Source organism: Sporosarcina sp. P25, from assembly GCF_002743235.1.
GTDB classification, from domain to species: Bacteria; Bacillota; Bacilli; order Bacillales_A; family Planococcaceae; genus Sporosarcina; species Sporosarcina ureae_B.
On record NZ_PDYV01000001.1, the window covers coordinates 135579 to 155693 of the forward strand.

Here is a 20115-nt window from a genome sequence, read left to right on the forward strand (position 1 = left end):
ACGGTTTTGTATAAAAAATACATTATTATTCACTGGAGGTAAAATAAACAAACACCATATATCGCTATGTTTAACTTCGTGAATTAACTTCGTGAATTAAATGAGACCCAATATTAAAAAGTAGACCGCCACATCACTGGCAGTCTACTTCATATAAAATACTAAAGAGAAATTTGAATTAAAACAATCCAGTCAATCAAACACAGAAATAGGTCGATTTCTAATTAATTCGTAAATCAAGGAATTATTCCTCTGCTACTTTACCTAACTGAATCTCAAGTGTACCCTTAGCTGTCCTATTATCTACAGTATCCTTCATAGTAAATTCGAACAACTCAACTTTGCCAACAATAGCGCGATCTGACTTCGGCATGTAGTTATAAGTACCATTTTTGTTGATTTGTAATTGGCCATATTTTCCTTGAATTACTGTACCGTTGATGCCGATACTTTGACTTGTTCCTGCACTTTTCTCTCGGATATCAGTAACAATTAGATTGTCATCTTGTCCTAGATTTTGTCCGAGAAGTACATTTCCTGAGACGCGTGAATCTTCTGTAGCCACTTGATTAAAATCTTTTTCGACTAAATTAATTAATTTGAAAGGAATTACTTGTACTACAGAAAGACCTTCTTTAACGGAAAGGATAATTTCGTATGATCCTTCCTCTAAAGTCTTCATATCAATTTTGGTAGGGACTGTAATCCCTAAAGCTCCACCGCTAGATCCTTTATATGTGTCAATATTGATATAATCGCCTTCCTCATTTTGCTTCATAACAAATACTTGGAATGCATGCCCACCGAGTATTGTGTGTATAGCAACAGAAGAGGTAGCATCTAATGTCGTACCTTTTTTCACATCTATATGAAAACGATTGTTTTCACTAATTTGGCTTATTTGGGATGCGGATAGTAAGCCAAGCTCTAGCACTCCGATATCGAGTCCCAAAACACCACCTGAATTCTTTTGCTGGTCAGCTAGTTTGGTGACTACTGGGTCTAGAAATAGTGGAGCATTCTTCTTTGTCTCCTCTGTTGGAGTGAATGTCAGCTCTTTTGCCTTCACCAGTTGATCTATTACAATTCGTAAATCGTTCGTTTCACGTGTAATGACTTGTTGTGCTTCTGTTGTTAAATCTTTTCCATCATATTGTTGGCGAACAATCTTAGCTTTTTGAATTGCAAGTTCAAGAGATTTTAAAGATTCAGCAGTGTACAGGTGTGCATCGTTAGAAACTATATTCTGCGCTTCTTTAATTAAGTCATCCAAACCGGATAAATCAATGGTTGGACTAGATAGTCCGTTAAGTATGTTCTGTAATTCATCCTTAATAGCTCCGGCTTCCAAGTTGCTGACAAGTTGCTTGGCTTTTTCAATATCTTCTTTTTTCAGTGTTTGCTGTGCAAGTTTGACTGCATCCTGAGCTGCTTTTACTGAAGGGTCAACTGTATTTGCTCCATTGATAGCATCTTCTAATTTTTTCAGTGCTTTATTTAAATCATCAATGCTTGCATTTACATCTTTTAATAAGGCTTCTGCTTCTTTAATAGCCGCTTCTACAGCTTTCTTCTGTTCATCTGTGAGTTGTTCGAGTTGTTCTTTTGCTTTATCAATTGCGTCTTGCAAGGAGTTTGAAACATCCTCCTTGGAAAGGAAAATAACTCTCCCGTCAGCAGTTAACCTCACATTAAATTCGTTTTCAACTTTCATCTGCTCTACGATCTTACTGATCAAAATTTCATCAGTTTCAGCTTCCAAAAGATGTACTGCTTGAATTGCACCACCTTGACCGTCAGCAAAGTAAAAGAATTGATCGGTTAAGATTTGAACTTTTTCAGATGTTGACAAGTAGACAAACGAGTCTGACGATAACACTTTCCCAGTTTTCACATTATAAAATCCTGCTTGCGCATCTTCGTATTTTACTGAGTCTTCCACAGCTGCGCTAACTGCGGGAGTAAGAGCAGATAAAGCGAATATGGATGCAGTAGTTATAAGAGCTTTTTTCTTCATGTGACATTCCTCCTATTTTCTTATTTTAATAATCAAATTATTCATCTTATTGCCATAATAAACTATTAATCTATGTATATCCACTATATTCTGTATAATATGTAATAAGAGATATAATACCTACAAAGATAAAGGGAGTTAGTAGACTTTTAGACCCGCATTAGAGCACGCACTACTGACTATTCGGAGTATGAAAATATATTGAGAACTAGAGATGTAAGAGAGTTTAGAAAGACTATTTTTGATAGAATACAAAAGAAACTGGTAAACTATTGTAACGTTACACCTATTACAGGTATAATAGACTGTATTATGTATACATAGGAGGAACATCACTTGAAGAAGATCATTTTATTAATTGCATTAACATTTGTTATTGCACAGCCACTGGCCACTACGACATATGCAGCAACAACGCAAGCACCTGATGGTTTTTATTTGTTAGAAGAAGGAAAGCCTTACGTTCCTGTAAATAATTTCTTATATAGTAACTTACAACAAAAAGTTGCTTTGTTGACTGGAAATTATTATTTAATTTTAGAAGGAACTGCAATTAAAGCGTCGGATATTTTATTGCCTACGGACAAAGAAGTCACAAGCAAGATGACGACTCAGTCCAAACTAGAAGAACAGTTTAATGTGGTGATTGATGCTAAAGGACAGGTTCAAGGGTCATCGACATTCTCAGTATTGTCAATTGAATAAAGGTTGCTTTAACCATCTTTGAGATAAATACGTATCTAAATAGTTAATCATCCATGCGATGGTTAACTATTTTTTGAATCTATGGTTCGATGTTCTTGATAAATGGTGAAATTATAGTACTTATTATGTATAATAGGCTTAATAGATTGTTAGATAAATAGATTGTAGATTAATATTTCTTATTTCTATGCTAACTATTTAATTAGAATATGGGAGGTTACAAGATGAAGAAAAGCATGAAAATTTCTATGATGACAGCACTCTCTATATCTGCCTTGACACCCGTGGCAAGTATGGCTGCAACTCAAGATCAATTGCCGGCAGGATTTTATAATGTTGAAAATGGGGAAGTAATATCAGCCGACAGTATTCTTTTTGCAAGTAATGAAGAGAAATTAGCGATTATAAATAATCCTGAATTTTACTTTATAGATGAGGAAGGAAATGCAATAAAAGCTACAGCCCTTTTAACGTCTAAAACAGATTCGGAACTAAGTGATGCAATACAAACAGTGGAAGAAGTAGAAAAAGAACATGATGTTGTATTCACTCCTGATGGTGTAGAAGTGAATCCGGAAGAGCCAACTCCTCCTGGTGGGGGTGGTGGAACACCACTTGCTATTAAAGCAGCTGAAATCAAAGTGGGAGATACTGTAACTAACTTCACTTCTATTGAAGGAGCGAGTGCAACACTTAATCTATCTAAAATGAAACCAGAAGATACAGCAACTGTTGCTACTGTTACAGCATCTACTGATTCTACGCTAACTTTGAAATATGCAGGAGTTAGTAAAAAAGTAGAATTAGTGAAGGGTGTAAATACACTTTCAGCTAATGATTTAATTCCGGGCTTGAATGCGAATACACCATTAACAATTTCTTTCTTACAAAAAATTGCTAACGGATCGGAATCATTGGGGGTTGAAACGACATTAGTAGATACTTCTTCTAATGAAACAGTTTCTGGCACATTAACAATTTTGATACCTGCTAAGTAATTGGGTTAATCTTTAACCATATAGAATGTGTTTAATGCAAAATGTTAATCATTCTTTAAGGTTTTGAAAAACAATTTAAAAACAGTATACAAAAAGAAACTGCGAGTCAATTCCAGAAGGTTTGGAGCTAACTCGCAGTTTTCTTGTTATACATGAAAGTTCTCGCATAACTCTATTGGTACTGCTTTTTCTTACATTCGCAACTAGAAAGGTAGAAGATGAAAATGAAGTTAATAAGTAAGTTATTTGTTTCAATTATTTCAATAATCATGCTAACTACGGCACTGCCTATAATTAGTTCTGCTGCTATCCAATGGACGCCGAATGAAAACCCTGTACCGTCAAATAAGGAGTGGAAAGTTACTTTTAGTCTTCCTGTAGATGAACAAACGGTAACCAGTAATGCTGTATATGTAGTAGATGAGAGAGGTAATAAACAAGCGGCAACACCTAGTCTCGCTCTTGGTAATTCAAAAGAAGTACTACTATCCGCTCCATTAAACGGTTATGAAGAAGGTAAAACGTACACACTTCATGTTACGGATCATATTAAATCGAAAAATGGTAAAAGTTTAACTGATGGTGTAGAGATGGATTTCACTATAGAAAGCATAAATATACAAGATATGATCCTTGGTACGTGGAAAGGTGATTACATAGGTATAAATTTCTTGGCGATATTCAATAAGGATTACACAAGCCAAGTGATTTTAGATGGAGAGGTTGAAGAAGGAGTCTATTCTATTTCGGGCGATCAGATGACCATGCGGTTGTTGGAAAATCAACGAACAGGCCGAATAGATATTATTTCAACTAACGAGTTTACTATCACTAGTGCATCAAAAAAAGTTATACGATTCACAAGATAGCAAATTATGCTAAACTAGTTCTGAAACAAACTAATTATAATGGAGGTAGATTACATGAAAAAGAGTTCAAAAGCATCACACAAATTGTTCAAAGCTACGCTTGCGACAACAGTCGCTGCTGGAGCTTTCGTTGCGGCTGTACCTATGGTAACAAACGCAGCAGTTAGTTTTAAAGACGTAAAGCCCGGTGTGCACTATTACGAGCCGGTACTAGAATTGGCAGGTCGTGGTGTAGTGAAAGGGTATGATGATGGTACATATCGTCCGAATGCTTCTGTTACACGTGCACAATCAGCGAAGATCTTGGCACATGTATTAGACTTGGATACAACAAACGTCAAAGATCCAGGCTTTAGCGACGTGAAAAAGGGAACTCCGTATTACGGTCCGATTGCAGCATTGGCACAAGCGGGTTACATCAAAGGGTATGAAGAGAATGGTGTTAAATCATTCAAGCCGAATGATAACTTAAAGCGCTCACAAATGGCTAAAATTCTTACACTAGGTTTCGACTTAGAAGAGAGTGCATTAGCTGCTGATCGTTTTAAAGATGTTAAACCAACTGATGCATATGCAGGATATGTAGCGGCTCTACTCGCACTAGATATTACTACGGGTACAACGCCAACTACATTTGCACCAAACGGTTTAGTGACAAGAGGACAGATGGCAACATTCGTCGTACGTACAGAAGTAGCGCTTAAAGAAGAAACGCCAGAAGTACCGGAAACACCTAACCCAGAACAACCAGAAGTGCCAGAAACACCTAATCCGGAACAACCAGAAGATCCAACACCACCAGTTGATCCTACTGGAGAGCAGTTACTACAAAACAGTATCCAGACCGAGTTATCAAAAGTTAATACTAAATCAGATGCAATTGCTATCTCATTTACAGGTAGTACATTCAATGTAGAAATCAAAAAGCCTGAAAGCACGGTAAATGATTTCTCCGTAGTGGCAAAACCAATATTTGATGCGATGAAAAAGAACACAATCATCAACTCGGCTACAGTTTCAGTCGTGATCGGGGGACAAGAAATTGCGTTCACTGAGACAGATATTGATAATAGCCAAGACTTCGATGCGGTGTTAAACAAAGCGTTAGCTAAAGTAGGTCTTACAAGTGATTCAACACTAGCTATTCTTAAAGGAAGAACAGTTTCACTGAATGTAAAAGGATCAATCGAATCTAAATCATTCAATAGCACGTATCAATTTAAATTTTAATTAAATATTCTTTGAGTAATGGGCAAAGTCTTCTCGAAATGTTGAGAAGGCTTTTACTATTTTGTTATATGTGCACTAGTTTTGTAATCTTCTGCTATCATACACTCTCATAATCTGTTAAAATTTCTATAGGATAAACTTGTAAAGGAGATTATTATGAAGAAAAAATTAAAAATATTCTTACTAGCCATAGTGGCATTGATAATGTTAGGCGGGGGCTATCTCTTGTACATTTTCCAATTCAAAGAGTATGAAGTGGCAGATGAAGAGGTGGATGAGATTATTGAGAACCCGTATGATATTATATTGCCGAATGGGACCAAGCTCGTTCTTGAAGGCGAAGAACAAGACGGTGATCAGAATACTGAACAAACGTCGGATAGTAAGTCTGATAATGGGGATGAAAACTCAGACGGCTCAACGTCCACTGCAGCAGGTGATAAAAACACCTCTTCTAGTACTGCAGGAAGCACATCTACGGGTCAAGTAGACAGTGCAAAACAACCAGCTAAAGAAAACGTGGGAAGCACAACAGGTACCACTACTTCTACTGGCGATCAATCAGGTAAAAAAGATCCTGCCGGTAGCCAAGCTGCGTCAGGAAATGCGGGATCCAATCAGCCAGCGAAGAAGGATTCTGTAGCGGCGATTAAACAAAAATATGAACCAACCGTTAATAATTTACAAGGACAAGTTGATGGCAAGATTAACTCGTTGATTAGCCGTGCGAAGAATGAATACAGTACGAAAAAAGCGAATGGTGAAAGTATCGATTATGGGTACTTCTACAATAAGTATATGTCTGCTGCTAATAGTCTAGAGTCACAGACGGATGCTGTATTTAATGGAGTCGTTAGCTCGCTTGAAAAAGATCTGCAGGCTAATGGATATGATAAATCGTATTCACAAAGCATTCGCGATGAGTACGCAGCGCAAAAGAAAGCGCGTCGTGATAGTATCATGAGTAAAGCGATGGGCAGGTAAATGGAAAAACGACTAGTCTAAAAGGATTTCCTTTCAGGCTAGTCGTTCTTTTTTTTCTGGGACGCAACGAGACAGCGATTTGCAAAATGAGCAAGAACGTTAGAGCGCCGGACATGTCGAGTAGGACGTCGCGAATGGTGGCGGTTCGTCCACCTGTGAAATATTGATGGGCTTCATCAGCGCAGCCAAGTAGTAATGTGAGCATGTTTGCGATGAAGAATCTAGGAAAACGAGATGGCAGGGATAAGACTTTTCTCATACGCGTAATTATAGCATAATTAATCAAAAATCCTATTTTAAAATGAAAATTCGATATTTTTCATTATGCTTATATGCTATACTAGTAGCAAGTTTGCCGAAAAGGAGCAATTTTACATTATGGAAGAAACGATCAGTTTACAGGAACTATTCTCGACATTAAAAAAGCGTTTGGGTTTGATTATAGGAACGACAGTAGCTGCAGCTGTACTTGCGGCGATCATAAGCTATTTCTTTTTAACACCTATCTATCAAGCTTCTACACAAATACTAGTCAATCAACAAAAAACGGAACAACAATCATTTGACTCGCAAGACATTCAAACGAATTTACAACTTATCAATACATATAATGTCATTATTAAAAGTCCGGTCATCTTATCGCAAGTCATAGAACAATTGGATCTAGACATCACACCGGCAACACTAAATGCTCAGCTTACAGTGAATAGCGAGCAAAACTCACAAGTCGTCAATGTCACAGTACAAGATCCGCAAGCACATAAAGCGGTCGATATCGTCAATACCACTGCAGAAGTGTTCCAAAAAGAAATCGTCAATTTGATGAAAGTCGATAACGTAAATATTTTATCGCCTGCATTCTACGCGGAAGATCCGAAACCCGTTAAGCCAAATAAAGAGCTCAACGTAGTGATTGCAGCAGTCATCGGACTCATGGTAGGAGTAGGCATTGCATTTTTACTAGAATACTTGGATACTACAGTGAAAACAGAACAAGATATTGAAGAATTGCTCGGTTTACCGGTGCTTGGGCTAGTCAGTCCAATTTCTGATAAAGAAGTCCACACGGCAACTGTTGCGCCAAAGAAAGGGTCAAGTGCACATGTCAAAAAAGCGCATATTTAATAAGAAGAAACAGGCTAAACAATCCGTTGCGCGTAAATTAGTTACGGAAACGAATCCGAAATCAGTAGTGTCCGAGCAATTCCGTACTATACGGACGAATATCAACTTTTCCATGCCGGATCATGATCTGAAGTCCATTCTGTTCACATCAGCAACGCCAGGGGAAGGGAAGTCTACAGCGTCAGCCAATACAGCTGTGGTCTTTGCGCAAGAAGGAAAGAAAGTGCTGTTGATTGACGCGGATATGCGAAAACCGACTACGCATTATACATTTTCCCGAATGAATGCGACAGGCCTATCTAACTTATTGACTCGTCAGTGGGAGCTTGAAGATATTATCCAACAGACTGATGTTGAAGGACTCGATCTCATCACGAGTGGACCCATCCCGCCAAATCCCGCGGAACTTTTAGGATCGAAGACAATGGACGTACTTATAGAAAGACTTAAGGAAAAGTATGACATGATCATTTTTGATGCGCCACCCGTTTTATCTGTGACAGATGCGCAAATTTTGTCAAATAAAGCAGAAGGCACGATTTTGGTTTTGAATACAGGCACTACGGAAAAAGACAGTGTACTGAAAGCGAAAGAAACGCTGATTTCTTCCCAAGCGAATGTTATAGGAACGATTTTAAATAACTTCATATTGCAAAAAGATCAGTATTACTACCAATACTATGGAAACGATGAGTGAAAGGGCCTTGCGCCTTTTCACTTTTCTTGAATACAGCAAAGTGCTAGGAGGACATACATGATTGATATACATAGCCATTTATTGTTCGGTGTCGACGATGGACCTGACACAATCGAAGGGACCATGCGCATGGTAGAAGAGGCCGCGTCAGAAGGTATTACACAGCTAGTCGTTACACCGCATGCTTATAGCCCGCATTACCACGTACCGGTGCAAGAAGTAGAAAGCCAAGTTCGAATGTTAAGGGATATTATTCATGTGGCAGGCATTGATCTGACTTTATCAGTGGGTCAAGAAGTACGGCTGCATGAACATATTATCGAAAATTTATTGAATAAAGACATACTCACATTAGCCAATTCTCGTTATTTACTATTGGAGCTACCTACTCAACATGTTCCAGCTTACACCATTAAAATCATCCAGTCTTTACTAGAAGAAGGCATTGTGCCGATCATTGCACATCCCGAACGCAACAAAGGGATAGCAGAGAAACCTGAGCGACTGGAGCGGCTAGTACGTCACGGTGCACTTGCACAAGTGACAGCGGGCAGTGTGGCAGGTCACTTTGGGAAAAATGTTCAGAAGTTATCTATTCAGCTCATAGAAGCGAATTTGATCCATGCGTACGGGTCGGATGCGCATAATACCGATAATCGTCCATTTTTATTCAATAAAGGATTAGAAGTGCTTGGAAAGAAAATCGATATGGACACAGTAGATATGTTGCTAGTGAACAATCAACAAATTATCCAGAATAAATTACTCACCATCTATGAACCGGAAACGCCAGTGATTAAAAAGTGGTGGCAATTAATTGGATAGATTGGTAATGTTATAAAGGTTGATACTCTAAATTGACTAGTGAGTAAGTAGTAGAAACACAATTGAAAGGAGGAGCTCCTTTGACTGTACGCAAACGAATGACCATGTTAATCGCAGCCGATTCCATAATCGTCTTATTGTCGATCTATATAGGATACTTCATGCTTCATCCATTCACTTCGATTATCTTCAATAAAATGTTGCTAATCAGCGCCATTACGATACAGATTGCGCATCATTTCTTTGCTTGGTATTACGGCCTCTATCGAAAAGCGTGGTCGTATGCATCTATCGGTGAACTGAAGTCGATCGTCAAAGCCGTCACGTTCACCATCCTCGCAGTGGTCGTTGTTCAATTTACCCTCACACAAGATGTCTACGCTCGCGCATTGGCTATCACATGGATGTTGCACGTTCTGCTAATAGGGGGATCCCGTCTGTCTTGGCGTCTAGTGAGAGATGTAGTCGTGAAGGATAAAAGTATCGATATGAAACGCACGATGATTCTAGGAGCCGGACAAGCAGGCACGATGATCGCCAGACAAGTACTAAGCAATCCAGAATACGGCATGAAACCTGTCATTTTTGTAGATGACGATAAAATGAAACAAGGTCTCGATATTTACGGAATGCGTGTTTATAGGGGTACTAAGAACATCCAGCAATTAGTAGATATGCATCACATAGATAAAATCATCATTGCGATTCCCTCGATGGGTAAACAGCAAATGACAGAGTTGATGAAGCGGTGTATCGAAACGGGCGTCAAAACGCAAACGATTCCACGCATCGAAGACTTGATGACAGGGAAAGTATCCGTTAAAGATATGCGTGACGTGAAAATAGAAGATCTACTCGGACGGGACGAAGTACAGCTCGATATGCAAGCCATTGAACAGAAGTTGACCGGTAAAACGATTCTCATCACAGGAGCAGGCGGTTCTATTGGATCTGAAATTTGCAGACAAGTAGTAGAGTTCCAACCAAAGAAATTAATACTACTCGGTCATGGTGAAAACTCGATCTATACTATAGACATGGAACTGCGCCAAAAAGTTTCATCTACTACAGAAATATGTCCTGTAATCGCAGATGTGCAAGATCGAACGCGCATATTTGATCTGATGAGCGAACTAAAACCCGATGTCATCTACCACGCGGCAGCACATAAACATGTACCACTCATGGAAGGCAACCCGATGGAAGCCGTCAAAAATAATATATTCGGTACAAAAAACGTGGCAGAAGCCGCTAGATTTTTTAGCGTCAAGCACTTCGTTCTCGTGTCGACCGACAAAGCAGTCAATCCACCGAACATCATGGGGGCAACGAAACGCTTTGCAGAAATGATTGTGCAAAACTTAGCAAAAGACAGTGAAACCAAATTTGCTGCTGTACGATTCGGCAACGTCTTAGGTTCACGAGGCAGCGTCGTTCCGTTATTCAAACAACAAATTGCCAAAGGCGGACCCGTCACGATTACAGATCCAGAAATGACCAGATACTTTATGACAATTCCCGAAGCATCACGCCTAGTCATTCAAGCCGGAACACTTGCGCAAGGTGGCGAAGTGTTTGTTCTCGATATGGGCGAACCGGTCAAGATTGTTGATTTAGCGAAGAACTTGATCAAGCTATCTGGCTATGAAGAAGATGAAATCGAAATCAACTACTCAGGCATTCGACCTGGTGAGAAGTTATATGAAGAATTGTTGAATGAAGACGAACGTCAGAGTGAGCATGTGTTTCCGAAGATTTATATTGGGAAAGCTACGCCGATTTCGGAGACGGAGCAATTGTATGTGTTGGATAAGTTGCCAGGTATGGGTGACGGGGAGTTGAAAGAGACTTTAGTTGGGTTGGCGAATCGGAAGTTTGTGGAGGCGCCGAAGGAAAAAACAAGTTCACTATAAATATGAATGGACATAGTAGTTTTTAAGGAGTTGGTTGAATATGTTTTTCGTATTTAAAAGAGGTATAGATATTATACTATCTTCTATAGGATTGATAATTTTATCACCTGTATTCTTAATTTTAATTATAGCGATAAAATTAGATTCTAAAGGGCCGGTATTTTTTAAACAAAAACGAGTAGGGATTAATAAAACTCATTTCAATATACTAAAGTTTCGTACAATGAGAATTGATACACCGAAGGATAAACCAACCCATTTATTGGAGGATGCAGACCAGTATATTACTAGAGTAGGAAGTTTTCTTAGGAAAACGTCATTAGATGAGCTTCCACAGATTTGGAATATACTTGTTGGAGAGATGAGTATTATTGGTCCAAGGCCTGCATTGTGGAATCAACATGATTTAGTAGCTGAACGAGATTTGTATGGTGCAAATGATGTCCCACCTGGACTTACTGGATTAGCACAAATCAGTGGGAGAGATGAACTGTCTATAGAAGTTAAGGCGAAAATAGATGGAGAGTATGTAGAAAAGATTAATGGTTGGATGGATACAAAGTGTTTTTTGGGCACTATTGTTAGTGTTTTTAAGAGTGATGGAGTCGTTGAAGGTGCAAGCAATGCAAAAAAGGAAATTGCCAGCAAGCATAAAAATAATTAATGATGTAACTAATTGAAGTATTGGAGATGCTGAAATGCTATTAGTGACAGGGATTACAGGACATACAGGTAAGTATTTTTTACAAGAACTTATAAAAAATGATTATAAAGGGCTTATACGCTGTACTGTTAGACCGATGTCGGACACATCATTGTTAGATAATAGTGGATTGAATATAGATAAGGTTGTTGGAGATTTGGAAGATCCAAAATTTATAGATAAAGTGATGAATGGTATACAAACGGTTGTTCATATTTACAATATTCACCATTCTCCAATGATAGTACGCACAGCTATTAATAACTCTGTAAGTAGAGTAATACTAGTACATACTACAGGAGTATATTCTCAATTCAAGTATGCTTCCAAGCGTTATAAAGAAATAGAAAAGGAAGTTATGGAATTAAATTCAAGTTCGGATACTCAAATTAGTATAACAATACTTAGACCTTCGATGATATATGGAGATCTTTGTGATAAAAATATGAGTAAGTTTATTAAACTCATAGACAAGTTTAGGGTTATTCCTGTAATAGATGGTGGTAATAGCGTAATTCAACCGGTAAATGCCAGAGACTTAGGAAAAGCATTTTTTACTGTGTTAACAAGACCGGAAGTCACTGGTGGAAAAGTTTATGATCTTTCGGGCGAAAAGCCGATAAAAATGATTGATGTATTTAGATTAATTAGTAAAGAGCTAAATAAAAAAACAATCTACATTAACTTACCTTTAAAGTGGGGAGTACTAATTGCGAGATTTTTAAAAGTCATAACGCTTGGAAAAGTTAACTATACAGAAAAAGTCCAAAGAATGGGTGAAGATAGAAGCTATACTCATAGTAATGCAACTAAAGATTTTGGCTATAATCCTATAAGTTTTGAAAGTGGTATACATATAGAGATTAAAGAATATTTAAATGCACGATAGGAAATAGTAAATATATTTAGGAGCGGTAATATGAAAATAGCTATACTATCCAGCCATACATCATCTTTATTTTGGTTTAGAATGGATATGATGAAACACTTTAAAGAAAATGGACATATTGTTATTGCGCTAGGATCTGAACCAGAGTCAAAGTGGAAGATGAAATTTGGAGAACATGATATCGAATATAAACAAATATATGTTGAAAGGAACGGAATGAATCCTTTCAAAGATTTAAAGACATTGAATGCACTTGATAAATTCATGAGAAAAGAGCGTCCAGATAAAGTGTTCGCATATCAGGCCAAGACTGTAATTTATGGGAGTATAGCAGCAAAAATGAATAAGATTACAGAGTTTTACCCTTTAATAGCTGGACTTGGCTCAATATTCAGAGGGCAAGATTTTAAGAGTAAAATAGTAAAAAGTATTATGAAAATAGAATATCGCATTGCATGTAAATATAGTAAAAGAGTGATGTTTCAAAATCAGGATGACAAAAACGAATTTATTCAAAATGGATTGTTGAAAAACAGTAAAACTGCTCTTATAAATGGTTCAGGGGTCAACTTGGATATGTTTAAGCCTGTACCACTTCCACAGATACCAACCTTTTTATTTATCGGAAGACTCATCAAGGATAAAGGTTTAATGGAATACTTAGAAGCGTGTAAAGTATTAAAGACTAAAAACCCTGAAGTGCGCTGTATGTTAGTAGGACCTTACGATAGTAATCCATCGGCAATAAAACCAGATGATCTTGCCCCATATATAAATAGTGGTATCGTTGAATATTTCGGCGAACAAGATGATGTACGACCTTATATATCACAATGTAGCGTATATGTACTACCATCCTATCATGAAGGTACACCTAAAACGGTACTTGAAGCTATGGCTATGGGGAGAGCTATCATCACAAGTGATGCACCTGGTTGCAGGGAAACTGTTACAGATAGTGTTAATGGCTACCTCGTTCCTGTTCATGATGTTCAAGGTTTGATAAATAAGATGGAATATATGGCCTCAAATCCTGAGGTATGTAAGAGCATGGGTATAGAAAGCTTACAAATCGCCGAGTCGAAATATGATGTGAAAATTGTTAATAAATCGATTATGGAGATCATGGGATTATAAGAGGAGAATTTAAAATGAGTTTATTTGACGATATAAAAGACAAAAAACAAAAGATATCACTTATAGGTTTAGGTTATGTAGGGATGCCGATTGCAGTAGCTTTTGCAAAGAAAGTACATGTAGTTGGATTTGATATTAGTCAAGAGAAGGTAGAACTTTATAAAAATGGTATAGATCCAACAAAAGAAGTTGGCGATGCAGTGATCCAAAATACTGCTGTAGAATTTTCTTCTGATGAGACAAGCCTTAAAAACGCCAAGTTTCATATTGTGGCTGTACCAACACCTGTCAAAGGAGATCGTACGCCAGATTTAACGCCATTGAAATCTGCAAGTACGACACTAGGAAGAAACTTAACAAAAGGCTCAATAGTAGTTTTTGAATCGACTGTATATCCAGGTGTAACAGAAGACATATGTGTTCCAATCTTGGAAAGAGAGTCGGGTTTAAAGTGTGGGCCAGATTTCAAGGTTGGGTATTCACCTGAAAGAATCAATCCAGGTGACAAAGTACATACATTAGAAAATATTATTAAAGTAGTCGCAGGCCAAGATGAAGAAGTATTAGACATAATTGCAAAGGTATATGAGCTTGTAGTGGATGCAGGGGTATTTAAAGCGGCAAGTATTAAAGTGGCGGAAGCGGCAAAAGTCATTGAAAATTCTCAACGAGATATCAATATTGCATTTATGAATGAGCTTTCTATTATTTTTAATAAGATGGATATAGATACTAAAGCTGTACTAGAAGCTGCAAGCACCAAGTGGAATTTCCTTAACTTCTCTCCAGGACTAGTAGGAGGCCATTGTATAGGTGTAGATCCGTATTATTTAACGTATAAAGCGGAGCAGATGGGATATCATTCACAAATTATTCTATCAGGTAGAAAGATAAATGATAATATGGGGAAATATGTGGCGGAGAACATAGTGAAGAAGATGATCAAAGCTAATAAGCAAATAAACGGTGCCAAAGTTGCTGTTTTTGGTATCACATTTAAAGAAAACTGTCCGGATGTTAGAAATACAAAAGTGGTTGACGTAATCAATGAACTTCAAGAGTATGGTATTGAAGTCAAGATTGTAGACCCCGTTGCTGATGAGGAAGATTTAATCGCAATGTACGATATTAAGCTTTCCAAGTCTGAAGAAGTTAAAGATATGGATGCAGTTATTTTTGCCGTAACGCATGATGAATTTAAAAGCATTGCATTAGAAGATGTGAAGTATATGTTTAAAGAGTCTGAAGAACTTGTATTAGTGGATTTAAAAGGTATTTTCGATAGAGAGCATGCAAAAAAATCAGGGTTTAACTATTGGGGGCTATAAGAATGGGGTATGAAGATGTGACATTCCCAGAAGGTAGTAAGTTTTTAGTTACTGGATCGGCCGGGTTTATTGGTTCTAATTTAGTAGAAGCTATACTTAAGTTAGGATATCAAGTTAGGGGATTAGATGATTTTTCTACTGGTAAGAAAGAAAATGTTGAAGAGTTTTTAGATAACCCTAGTTACGAGTTTGTTGAAGGGGATATACGTGACTTTGATACATGTATGAAGGCTTGTGATGGAGTCGATTACGTTCTGAACCAAGCGGCTTGGGGGAGTGTTCCGAGAAGTATTGAGATGCCACAGTTTTATGAAGAAGTAAATGTTAAAGGAACTTTAAATATGATGGAAGCTGCTAGACAAAATGGTGTGAAGAAGTTTGTTTATGCATCAAGTTCTTCAGTATACGGAGATGAACCGAATCTGCCTAAACGTGAAGGTAAGGAAGGGAATGTATTGTCCCCTTATGCTCTAACAAAAAAGATGAATGAAGAGTATGGGAAACTCTATACTACACTATATGGTTTAGATACTTATGGCTTACGCTATTTTAACGTATTTGGTAGAAGACAAGATCCTGATGGTGCTTATGCTGCAGTAATTCCAAAATTTATAAAGCAATTGCTTAATAACGAACAGCCCATAATAAACGGTGACGGTAAACAAAGCCGCGATTTTACTTATATTGAAAATGTGATTGAAGCCAATCTAAAAGCTTGTGGGGCATCTAAGGACTCGGCAGGGGAAGCATATAATATAGCCTACGGTGGAAGAGAATATTTGATTGATATTTATAAAATGTTATCTAAAACGTTAGGTAAAGAATTGGTGCCAATTTTCAGTCACGATAGAATAGGCGATATTAAGCATAGTAACGCTGATATTAGTAAGGCTAAACAATCGCTAAATTATAATCCGGAATGGAGTTTTGAAAATGGAATTGTAGAAGCAATTAGCTGGTATAAGGAGAATTTATAATAAAATTACTAAACATCATAAATGATAGCCTGCAAATACTTTTTTTGAATACCATGCCTACTATCGCAGGATATAAACGCAATTCAATACAGGATAGAAAAATATATAAGAAATATAGAATTGTTTAGATGGGTTTTCTAAATAGCTAATTTAATTTAATAATTTAGGGAAAGAAAATTAAAGCTATTTCAAAATGAAGTATTTCAGAAATATTTTGATTACTTATTTAATCAAGTTTTTCTAGAAATGGTGCTGTGTTTTACTTGTATTGGTTTCATTTAAAGATTTGGAGAATAGAATGAAGAAAAACATATATAATTTTATAATATTATTATTAGGGTCTGTATTGGGTTCACTATTAATGTTCATAGCACAAATTATTCTTGCGCGTAATTTTACAGTAGAAGATTACGGAAACTTTGCTACGGTAACTAACTTAGTAAATATAATTGCAGTATTCATTGGTTTTGGAGTAGGAGATTTTTTAGTTAAAGTTTTTGCTGCTGAAGGAAGAAATGCATCTAGGTGGGTAAGACCTAGCTTTAAAATTTTCTACATTAGTTTAGTAGTATCTGTAACAATAGTTTCAATATTAGTTTTGTCGGATATTTACTCTCCTTTAGTAAATTACCTAATACTATTATTCATTCCAAATATAATCTTACAAGGTCTTTTAACTTTAAGTAATGCTGTAAATCAAATAGAAGAAAACTTTTTGAAAAATACTTTATTTAACTTATTAATATATATCGTTAGATTTTTTAGTGTTTTAATAGCACTTATAACAACAAAAAGCATTATAACTATAGGAATTAGTGTTTTTATTCTTTCAATACTCGCACTATTTCCATTTATAAGAAGTATATTAAGGCTTTATAAAGGCAATATAATTATTTTTTATCAGCCGCATTCAAAAGCTCTTGTAGAGGAAAATTTTAAAACTACTTTAAAAAATATTTTGCCTTTTGGATTAATAGGTATTTTTTATTATGCATATTATCAAAGTGATATTCTAATAATTGCTTACTATAAAGGTTCGGAAGCGACAGGACTATATAGTGCTGCATTTGCTATATTAACAATTGTTTATTTATTTCCTAATCTATTATTCCGGAAACTATTCTTAACAAAGATCCATGTTTGGGCTAATTATAATAATAAAAAACTATTTTCATTCTTTAGAAGGTCTACTTTAACTATGCTACTAATAGGGATTATCACTACTACTATTATTTTTATTTTTAGTGAGAATATTATTTCGATTATATACGGTGAAAAATATATAGAATCCGCAATTTACCTTAGCTTACTTTCATTGTGCATTGTGTTCAGATTTATTTACTCAATAAGTGGAACGATTATGTCGACCAAGAATAATATTTACTATAAGGTTAAAGTTCAAGGAGCTACTGCTTTAATAAACGTGTTGGGTAATATTATTTTAATACCTATTGTTGGTGTTAAAGGTGCTATTATTTCAACAATCTTTAGCGAATTAATTTTATGTGTGTGTCTATACTTAGGTACTAAAAATTACTTTTATAAATTGGTGAAAAGAGATGAGATATTTTGAATATTGCATTTACTGGTTATTATGGAATGAATAACTATGGTGATGATTTATTTGTTTTGGCATCTGTATATGGCGCAAATAAATATTGGGGAAGTTCTCCTGAAGTTATTGGTAGTAAAGTTAAAGGAATAAATGCAGACTTCAAAGTCACAAAGTTTGAAGGGTTGTATTCTGGTAATGGAATTTTAAACAAGCTGTATAGAATGCAGGTAATGTTAGCAGCTTTTATAAAAAATGATAATATAATTTTAGCCGGAGGATCCACTATTAGTTCAGATACCTCGATTAGAATGAGACGTTTTCAAGGTCAATTAATGGACCTAGGATTAGCTAAAATGTCAGCGATAGGAGTTTCTATAGGTCCTTTTAGTTCTGAAAAAGATATAATTGAAGCTAAGAATTTATTAAATAAGTTTGAATATATTTCAGTCAGAGATCAAAATTCTTATAACACTCTTAAAGAGTTGAATATCCAAACCCCTTTTATATTAGGAAGGGATATAGCGGGAATTATTCCGTCTATATCATCTGAAAAGAAGATAGTTAATAATTCAAAGATATTAGGTGTTTCAATATGTAATTATGAGTCTTATACAGGTGGAAGCCTGAAACAGGAAAACGAAAGAAATCAGGCTATAATTAGTGCAATAAAAAGAATAGGATTGAAAAATAAAGAGAATATCATAGTTAGAGTATGTGTATTAAATACGCATTCTGAATTAGGAGACATAGCAATTTCAAATAAATTATTAAAAGAATTGAATAAACAAGGTATTGAAACTCAAAGAGTGATTTATGAGGACGATCCATTACAAATGTGGGAAGAAATAGTCTCTTGTGACGTTTTTTTTAGTGTTAGATTGCACGGTGCGATTACTGCATTCTTGGGAGAAGTACCATTTGTATTAGTTGAATATCATGAGAAGTGCACGTCATTTCTAAATGATATTGAATATAATGAAACACTTAGAATAAAGGCGGACTCCAAGGATGAAGAAAGTATATATATTATTTTAAACAAATTGTTCAGTGAGAGTGGAGTAATATCCAACTTAAAACCAAGAGATTATATGAAGGATACTCAAAATACATTTTTGGAGGCACCATGGATTTGATGTGTGGTATACAGATTAATAAGCAAGTAAAAGTTTCGTTTGTCATCATAACAAAAAATGAGGAGTTACATATAGGTAGTTGTATAGATTCTATTATTAGAAATCATCAACCTTATCATATTTCAGAGATAGAGATAATAATTATAGATTCAAATTCAACTGATAATACACGAGATATTGTGATGGATTTGAGAAAGACTATAACGAATATACAGCTTTACAATATTACGGAAAGCTCACAATATTCGGCTTCCTTGAGTCGGTCTATAGGAGCAGAACTATCTAAAGGTAAATATATTTTATTTTTAGATGGTGATATGGAATTGCAACATGGTTTCCTAGAGAGTTCAAGTCGCTTTTTTAAAAATGCAAACGAAGAAGTTATTGGATTGATTGGTATTAGAAATGACTATTACTATAAAAACAGGAAAGTTTCAGAGAAAGTATTTAATATATATAATAATTTCGGAGAAAGAGAGTGTAAACATTTTGGAGGTGCTGTAATTTTTAATTCAAAAAAACTACTTGAAGTAGGTGGTTATGATAAAAGAATATTAGCCTCTGAGGAACCAGAACTTTATCTAAGAATTAAGGAGAATAACTATAAAGTTTTTGAATTACCAATAGAAATGATAATTCACCATATTGATAAAGGTGAAAGAACTAGTTTTTCTTTTAAAAGTATATTTTCTAAAAGAACTATTGGATTAGGACAAACGTTTTATAAAAGTTTAAAAGAGAAAAGAATGAAATATCTTTTTAAACATAAACATTTAGCTGTATTTTTCATCCCATTCGCCAATACTTTTATTTCCTTAATACTAATAATTATATATTTAATTACACAGGAAGTTATATTGTTATATTCTTTATTTGTAATTAATTTGATGTTTTTACTATTTGCAATTAAACAAAAATCATTTAAGAAGTCTGTATTTGTAACTTTAAATTTCTTTACAATTTTACGCGGGATTTTCACATTTAGGAAACTAACTTATGAAATCAAGAGAATTTTCTAATAATATAACTT

At 35.7% G+C, this 20115-nt stretch carries 19 protein-coding genes; 17 read left to right on the plus strand and 2 right to left on the minus strand.

What is annotated here, in order from left to right:
* Positions 1 to 244: 244 nt before the first annotated feature.
* Complete coding sequence (locus CSV70_RS00660; RefSeq protein ID WP_099660825.1) at positions 245 to 2017, minus strand: VCBS domain-containing protein; 1773 nt, start codon at positions 2015 to 2017, stop codon at positions 245 to 247.
* A 336-nt stretch (positions 2018 to 2353) separates the two neighbouring features.
* On the opposite strand from CSV70_RS00660, the gene CSV70_RS00665 reads away from it, so the two are divergent.
* The 5 genes from CSV70_RS00665 (at position 2354) to CSV70_RS00685 (ending at position 6803) form a co-directional block, all read left to right on the plus strand.
* Positions 2354 to 2722 carry a hypothetical protein gene (locus tag CSV70_RS00665; protein ID WP_099660826.1) on the plus strand — a complete coding sequence of 123 codons (369 nt, stop codon included), beginning with the start codon at positions 2354 to 2356 and terminating at the stop codon, positions 2720 to 2722.
* 224 nt (positions 2723 to 2946) lie between these two features.
* Positions 2947 to 3720: a hypothetical protein gene (locus tag CSV70_RS00670; protein WP_099660827.1), complete on the plus strand. Its 774-nt coding sequence runs from the start codon at positions 2947 to 2949 to the stop codon at positions 3718 to 3720.
* A gap of 218 nt (positions 3721 to 3938) precedes the next feature.
* On the plus strand, positions 3939 to 4589 hold the full coding sequence (locus CSV70_RS00675; protein ID WP_099660828.1) for an Ig-like domain-containing domain: 651 nt from the start codon (positions 3939 to 3941) through the stop codon (positions 4587 to 4589).
* Between the two features lie 54 nt (positions 4590 to 4643).
* A complete protein-coding gene (locus CSV70_RS00680; protein ID WP_158232378.1) occupies positions 4644 to 5819 on the plus strand; it encodes an S-layer homology domain-containing protein in 1176 nt (391 codons plus the stop codon).
* A 156-nt stretch (positions 5820 to 5975) separates the two neighbouring features.
* Positions 5976 to 6803: a hypothetical protein gene (locus CSV70_RS00685; protein ID WP_099660830.1), complete on the plus strand. Its 828-nt coding sequence runs from the start codon at positions 5976 to 5978 to the stop codon at positions 6801 to 6803.
* Here the strand turns inward: CSV70_RS00685 and CSV70_RS00690 are convergent.
* Entirely contained in the window at positions 6778 to 7062 is a 285-nt protein-coding gene (locus CSV70_RS00690) for a VanZ family protein (RefSeq protein ID WP_099660831.1), read from the minus strand. The genes CSV70_RS00685 and CSV70_RS00690 overlap by 26 nt on opposite strands.
* 119 nt (positions 7063 to 7181) lie before the next feature.
* On the opposite strand from CSV70_RS00690, the gene CSV70_RS00695 reads away from it, so the two are divergent.
* The 12 genes from CSV70_RS00695 (at position 7182) to CSV70_RS00750 (ending at position 20104) form a co-directional block, all read left to right on the plus strand.
* Positions 7182 to 7928: a YveK family protein gene (locus CSV70_RS00695; protein WP_099660832.1), complete on the plus strand. Its 747-nt coding sequence runs from the start codon at positions 7182 to 7184 to the stop codon at positions 7926 to 7928.
* On the plus strand, positions 7906 to 8625 hold the full coding sequence (locus CSV70_RS00700; protein ID WP_199171581.1) for a CpsD/CapB family tyrosine-protein kinase: 720 nt from the start codon (positions 7906 to 7908) through the stop codon (positions 8623 to 8625). Before CSV70_RS00695 ends, CSV70_RS00700 begins: the two co-directional genes overlap by 23 nt.
* 57 nt (positions 8626 to 8682) lie before the next feature.
* Positions 8683 to 9450: a tyrosine-protein phosphatase gene (locus CSV70_RS00705; protein ID WP_099660833.1), complete on the plus strand. Its 768-nt coding sequence runs from the start codon at positions 8683 to 8685 to the stop codon at positions 9448 to 9450.
* A gap of 80 nt (positions 9451 to 9530) precedes the next feature.
* Entirely contained in the window at positions 9531 to 11363 is a 1833-nt protein-coding gene (locus CSV70_RS00710) for a polysaccharide biosynthesis protein (RefSeq protein WP_099660834.1), read from the plus strand.
* Between the two features lie 40 nt (positions 11364 to 11403).
* Positions 11404 to 12027 (plus strand): sugar transferase, encoded by a 624-nt coding sequence (locus CSV70_RS00715; RefSeq protein WP_099660835.1) that lies wholly within the window; start codon positions 11404 to 11406, stop codon positions 12025 to 12027.
* A gap of 34 nt (positions 12028 to 12061) precedes the next feature.
* Positions 12062 to 12955: an SDR family oxidoreductase gene (locus CSV70_RS00720; protein WP_099660836.1), complete on the plus strand. Its 894-nt coding sequence runs from the start codon at positions 12062 to 12064 to the stop codon at positions 12953 to 12955.
* 30 nt (positions 12956 to 12985) lie between these two features.
* Complete coding sequence (locus tag CSV70_RS00725; protein WP_099660837.1) at positions 12986 to 14092, plus strand: glycosyltransferase family 4 protein; 1107 nt, start codon at positions 12986 to 12988, stop codon at positions 14090 to 14092.
* 14 nt (positions 14093 to 14106) lie between these two features.
* Entirely contained in the window at positions 14107 to 15420 is a 1314-nt protein-coding gene (locus tag CSV70_RS00730; RefSeq protein WP_099660838.1) for a nucleotide sugar dehydrogenase, read from the plus strand.
* A gap of 2 nt (positions 15421 to 15422) precedes the next feature.
* Positions 15423 to 16397, plus strand: a complete 975-nt coding sequence (locus CSV70_RS00735) for an SDR family oxidoreductase (RefSeq protein WP_099660839.1) — start codon at positions 15423 to 15425, stop codon at positions 16395 to 16397.
* A 298-nt stretch (positions 16398 to 16695) separates the two neighbouring features.
* Positions 16696 to 17970, plus strand: coding sequence for an oligosaccharide flippase family protein (locus CSV70_RS00740; RefSeq protein ID WP_099660840.1), 1275 nt, complete (start codon positions 16696 to 16698; stop codon positions 17968 to 17970).
* Positions 17967 to 19085 (plus strand): polysaccharide pyruvyl transferase family protein, encoded by a 1119-nt coding sequence (locus tag CSV70_RS00745; RefSeq protein ID WP_099660841.1) that lies wholly within the window; start codon positions 17967 to 17969, stop codon positions 19083 to 19085. The genes CSV70_RS00740 and CSV70_RS00745 overlap by 4 nt, the downstream gene beginning before the upstream one ends.
* Entirely contained in the window at positions 19076 to 20104 is a 1029-nt protein-coding gene (locus tag CSV70_RS00750; protein WP_099660842.1) for a glycosyltransferase, read from the plus strand. The genes CSV70_RS00745 and CSV70_RS00750 overlap by 10 nt, the downstream gene beginning before the upstream one ends.
* The last annotated feature ends 11 nt before the right edge of the window (positions 20105 to 20115 follow it).

Coding starts and splice junctions, on each gene's coding strand:
- CSV70_RS00660 (WP_099660825.1), bottom strand. CDS start 2,017: ATGAAGAAAAAAGCTCTTATAACTACTGCATCCATATTCGCTTTATCT.
- CSV70_RS00670 (WP_099660827.1), top strand. CDS start 2,947: ATGAAGAAAAGCATGAAAATTTCTATGATGACAGCACTCTCTATATCT.
- CSV70_RS00675 (WP_099660828.1), top strand. CDS start 3,939: ATGAAAATGAAGTTAATAAGTAAGTTATTTGTTTCAATTATTTCAATA.
- CSV70_RS00680 (WP_158232378.1), top strand. CDS start 4,644: ATGAAAAAGAGTTCAAAAGCATCACACAAATTGTTCAAAGCTACGCTT.
- CSV70_RS00685 (WP_099660830.1), top strand. CDS start 5,976: ATGAAGAAAAAATTAAAAATATTCTTACTAGCCATAGTGGCATTGATA.
- CSV70_RS00690 (WP_099660831.1), bottom strand. CDS start 7,062: ATGAGAAAAGTCTTATCCCTGCCATCTCGTTTTCCTAGATTCTTCATC.
- CSV70_RS00695 (WP_099660832.1), top strand. CDS start 7,182: ATGGAAGAAACGATCAGTTTACAGGAACTATTCTCGACATTAAAAAAG.
- CSV70_RS00700 (WP_199171581.1), top strand. CDS start 7,906: ATGTCAAAAAAGCGCATATTTAATAAGAAGAAACAGGCTAAACAATCC.
- CSV70_RS00705 (WP_099660833.1), top strand. CDS start 8,683: ATGATTGATATACATAGCCATTTATTGTTCGGTGTCGACGATGGACCT.
- CSV70_RS00715 (WP_099660835.1), top strand. CDS start 11,404: ATGTTTTTCGTATTTAAAAGAGGTATAGATATTATACTATCTTCTATA.
- CSV70_RS00720 (WP_099660836.1), top strand. CDS start 12,062: ATGCTATTAGTGACAGGGATTACAGGACATACAGGTAAGTATTTTTTA.
- CSV70_RS00725 (WP_099660837.1), top strand. CDS start 12,986: ATGAAAATAGCTATACTATCCAGCCATACATCATCTTTATTTTGGTTT.
- CSV70_RS00730 (WP_099660838.1), top strand. CDS start 14,107: ATGAGTTTATTTGACGATATAAAAGACAAAAAACAAAAGATATCACTT.
- CSV70_RS00735 (WP_099660839.1), top strand. CDS start 15,423: ATGGGGTATGAAGATGTGACATTCCCAGAAGGTAGTAAGTTTTTAGTT.
- CSV70_RS00740 (WP_099660840.1), top strand. CDS start 16,696: ATGAAGAAAAACATATATAATTTTATAATATTATTATTAGGGTCTGTA.
- CSV70_RS00750 (WP_099660842.1), top strand. CDS start 19,076: ATGGATTTGATGTGTGGTATACAGATTAATAAGCAAGTAAAAGTTTCG.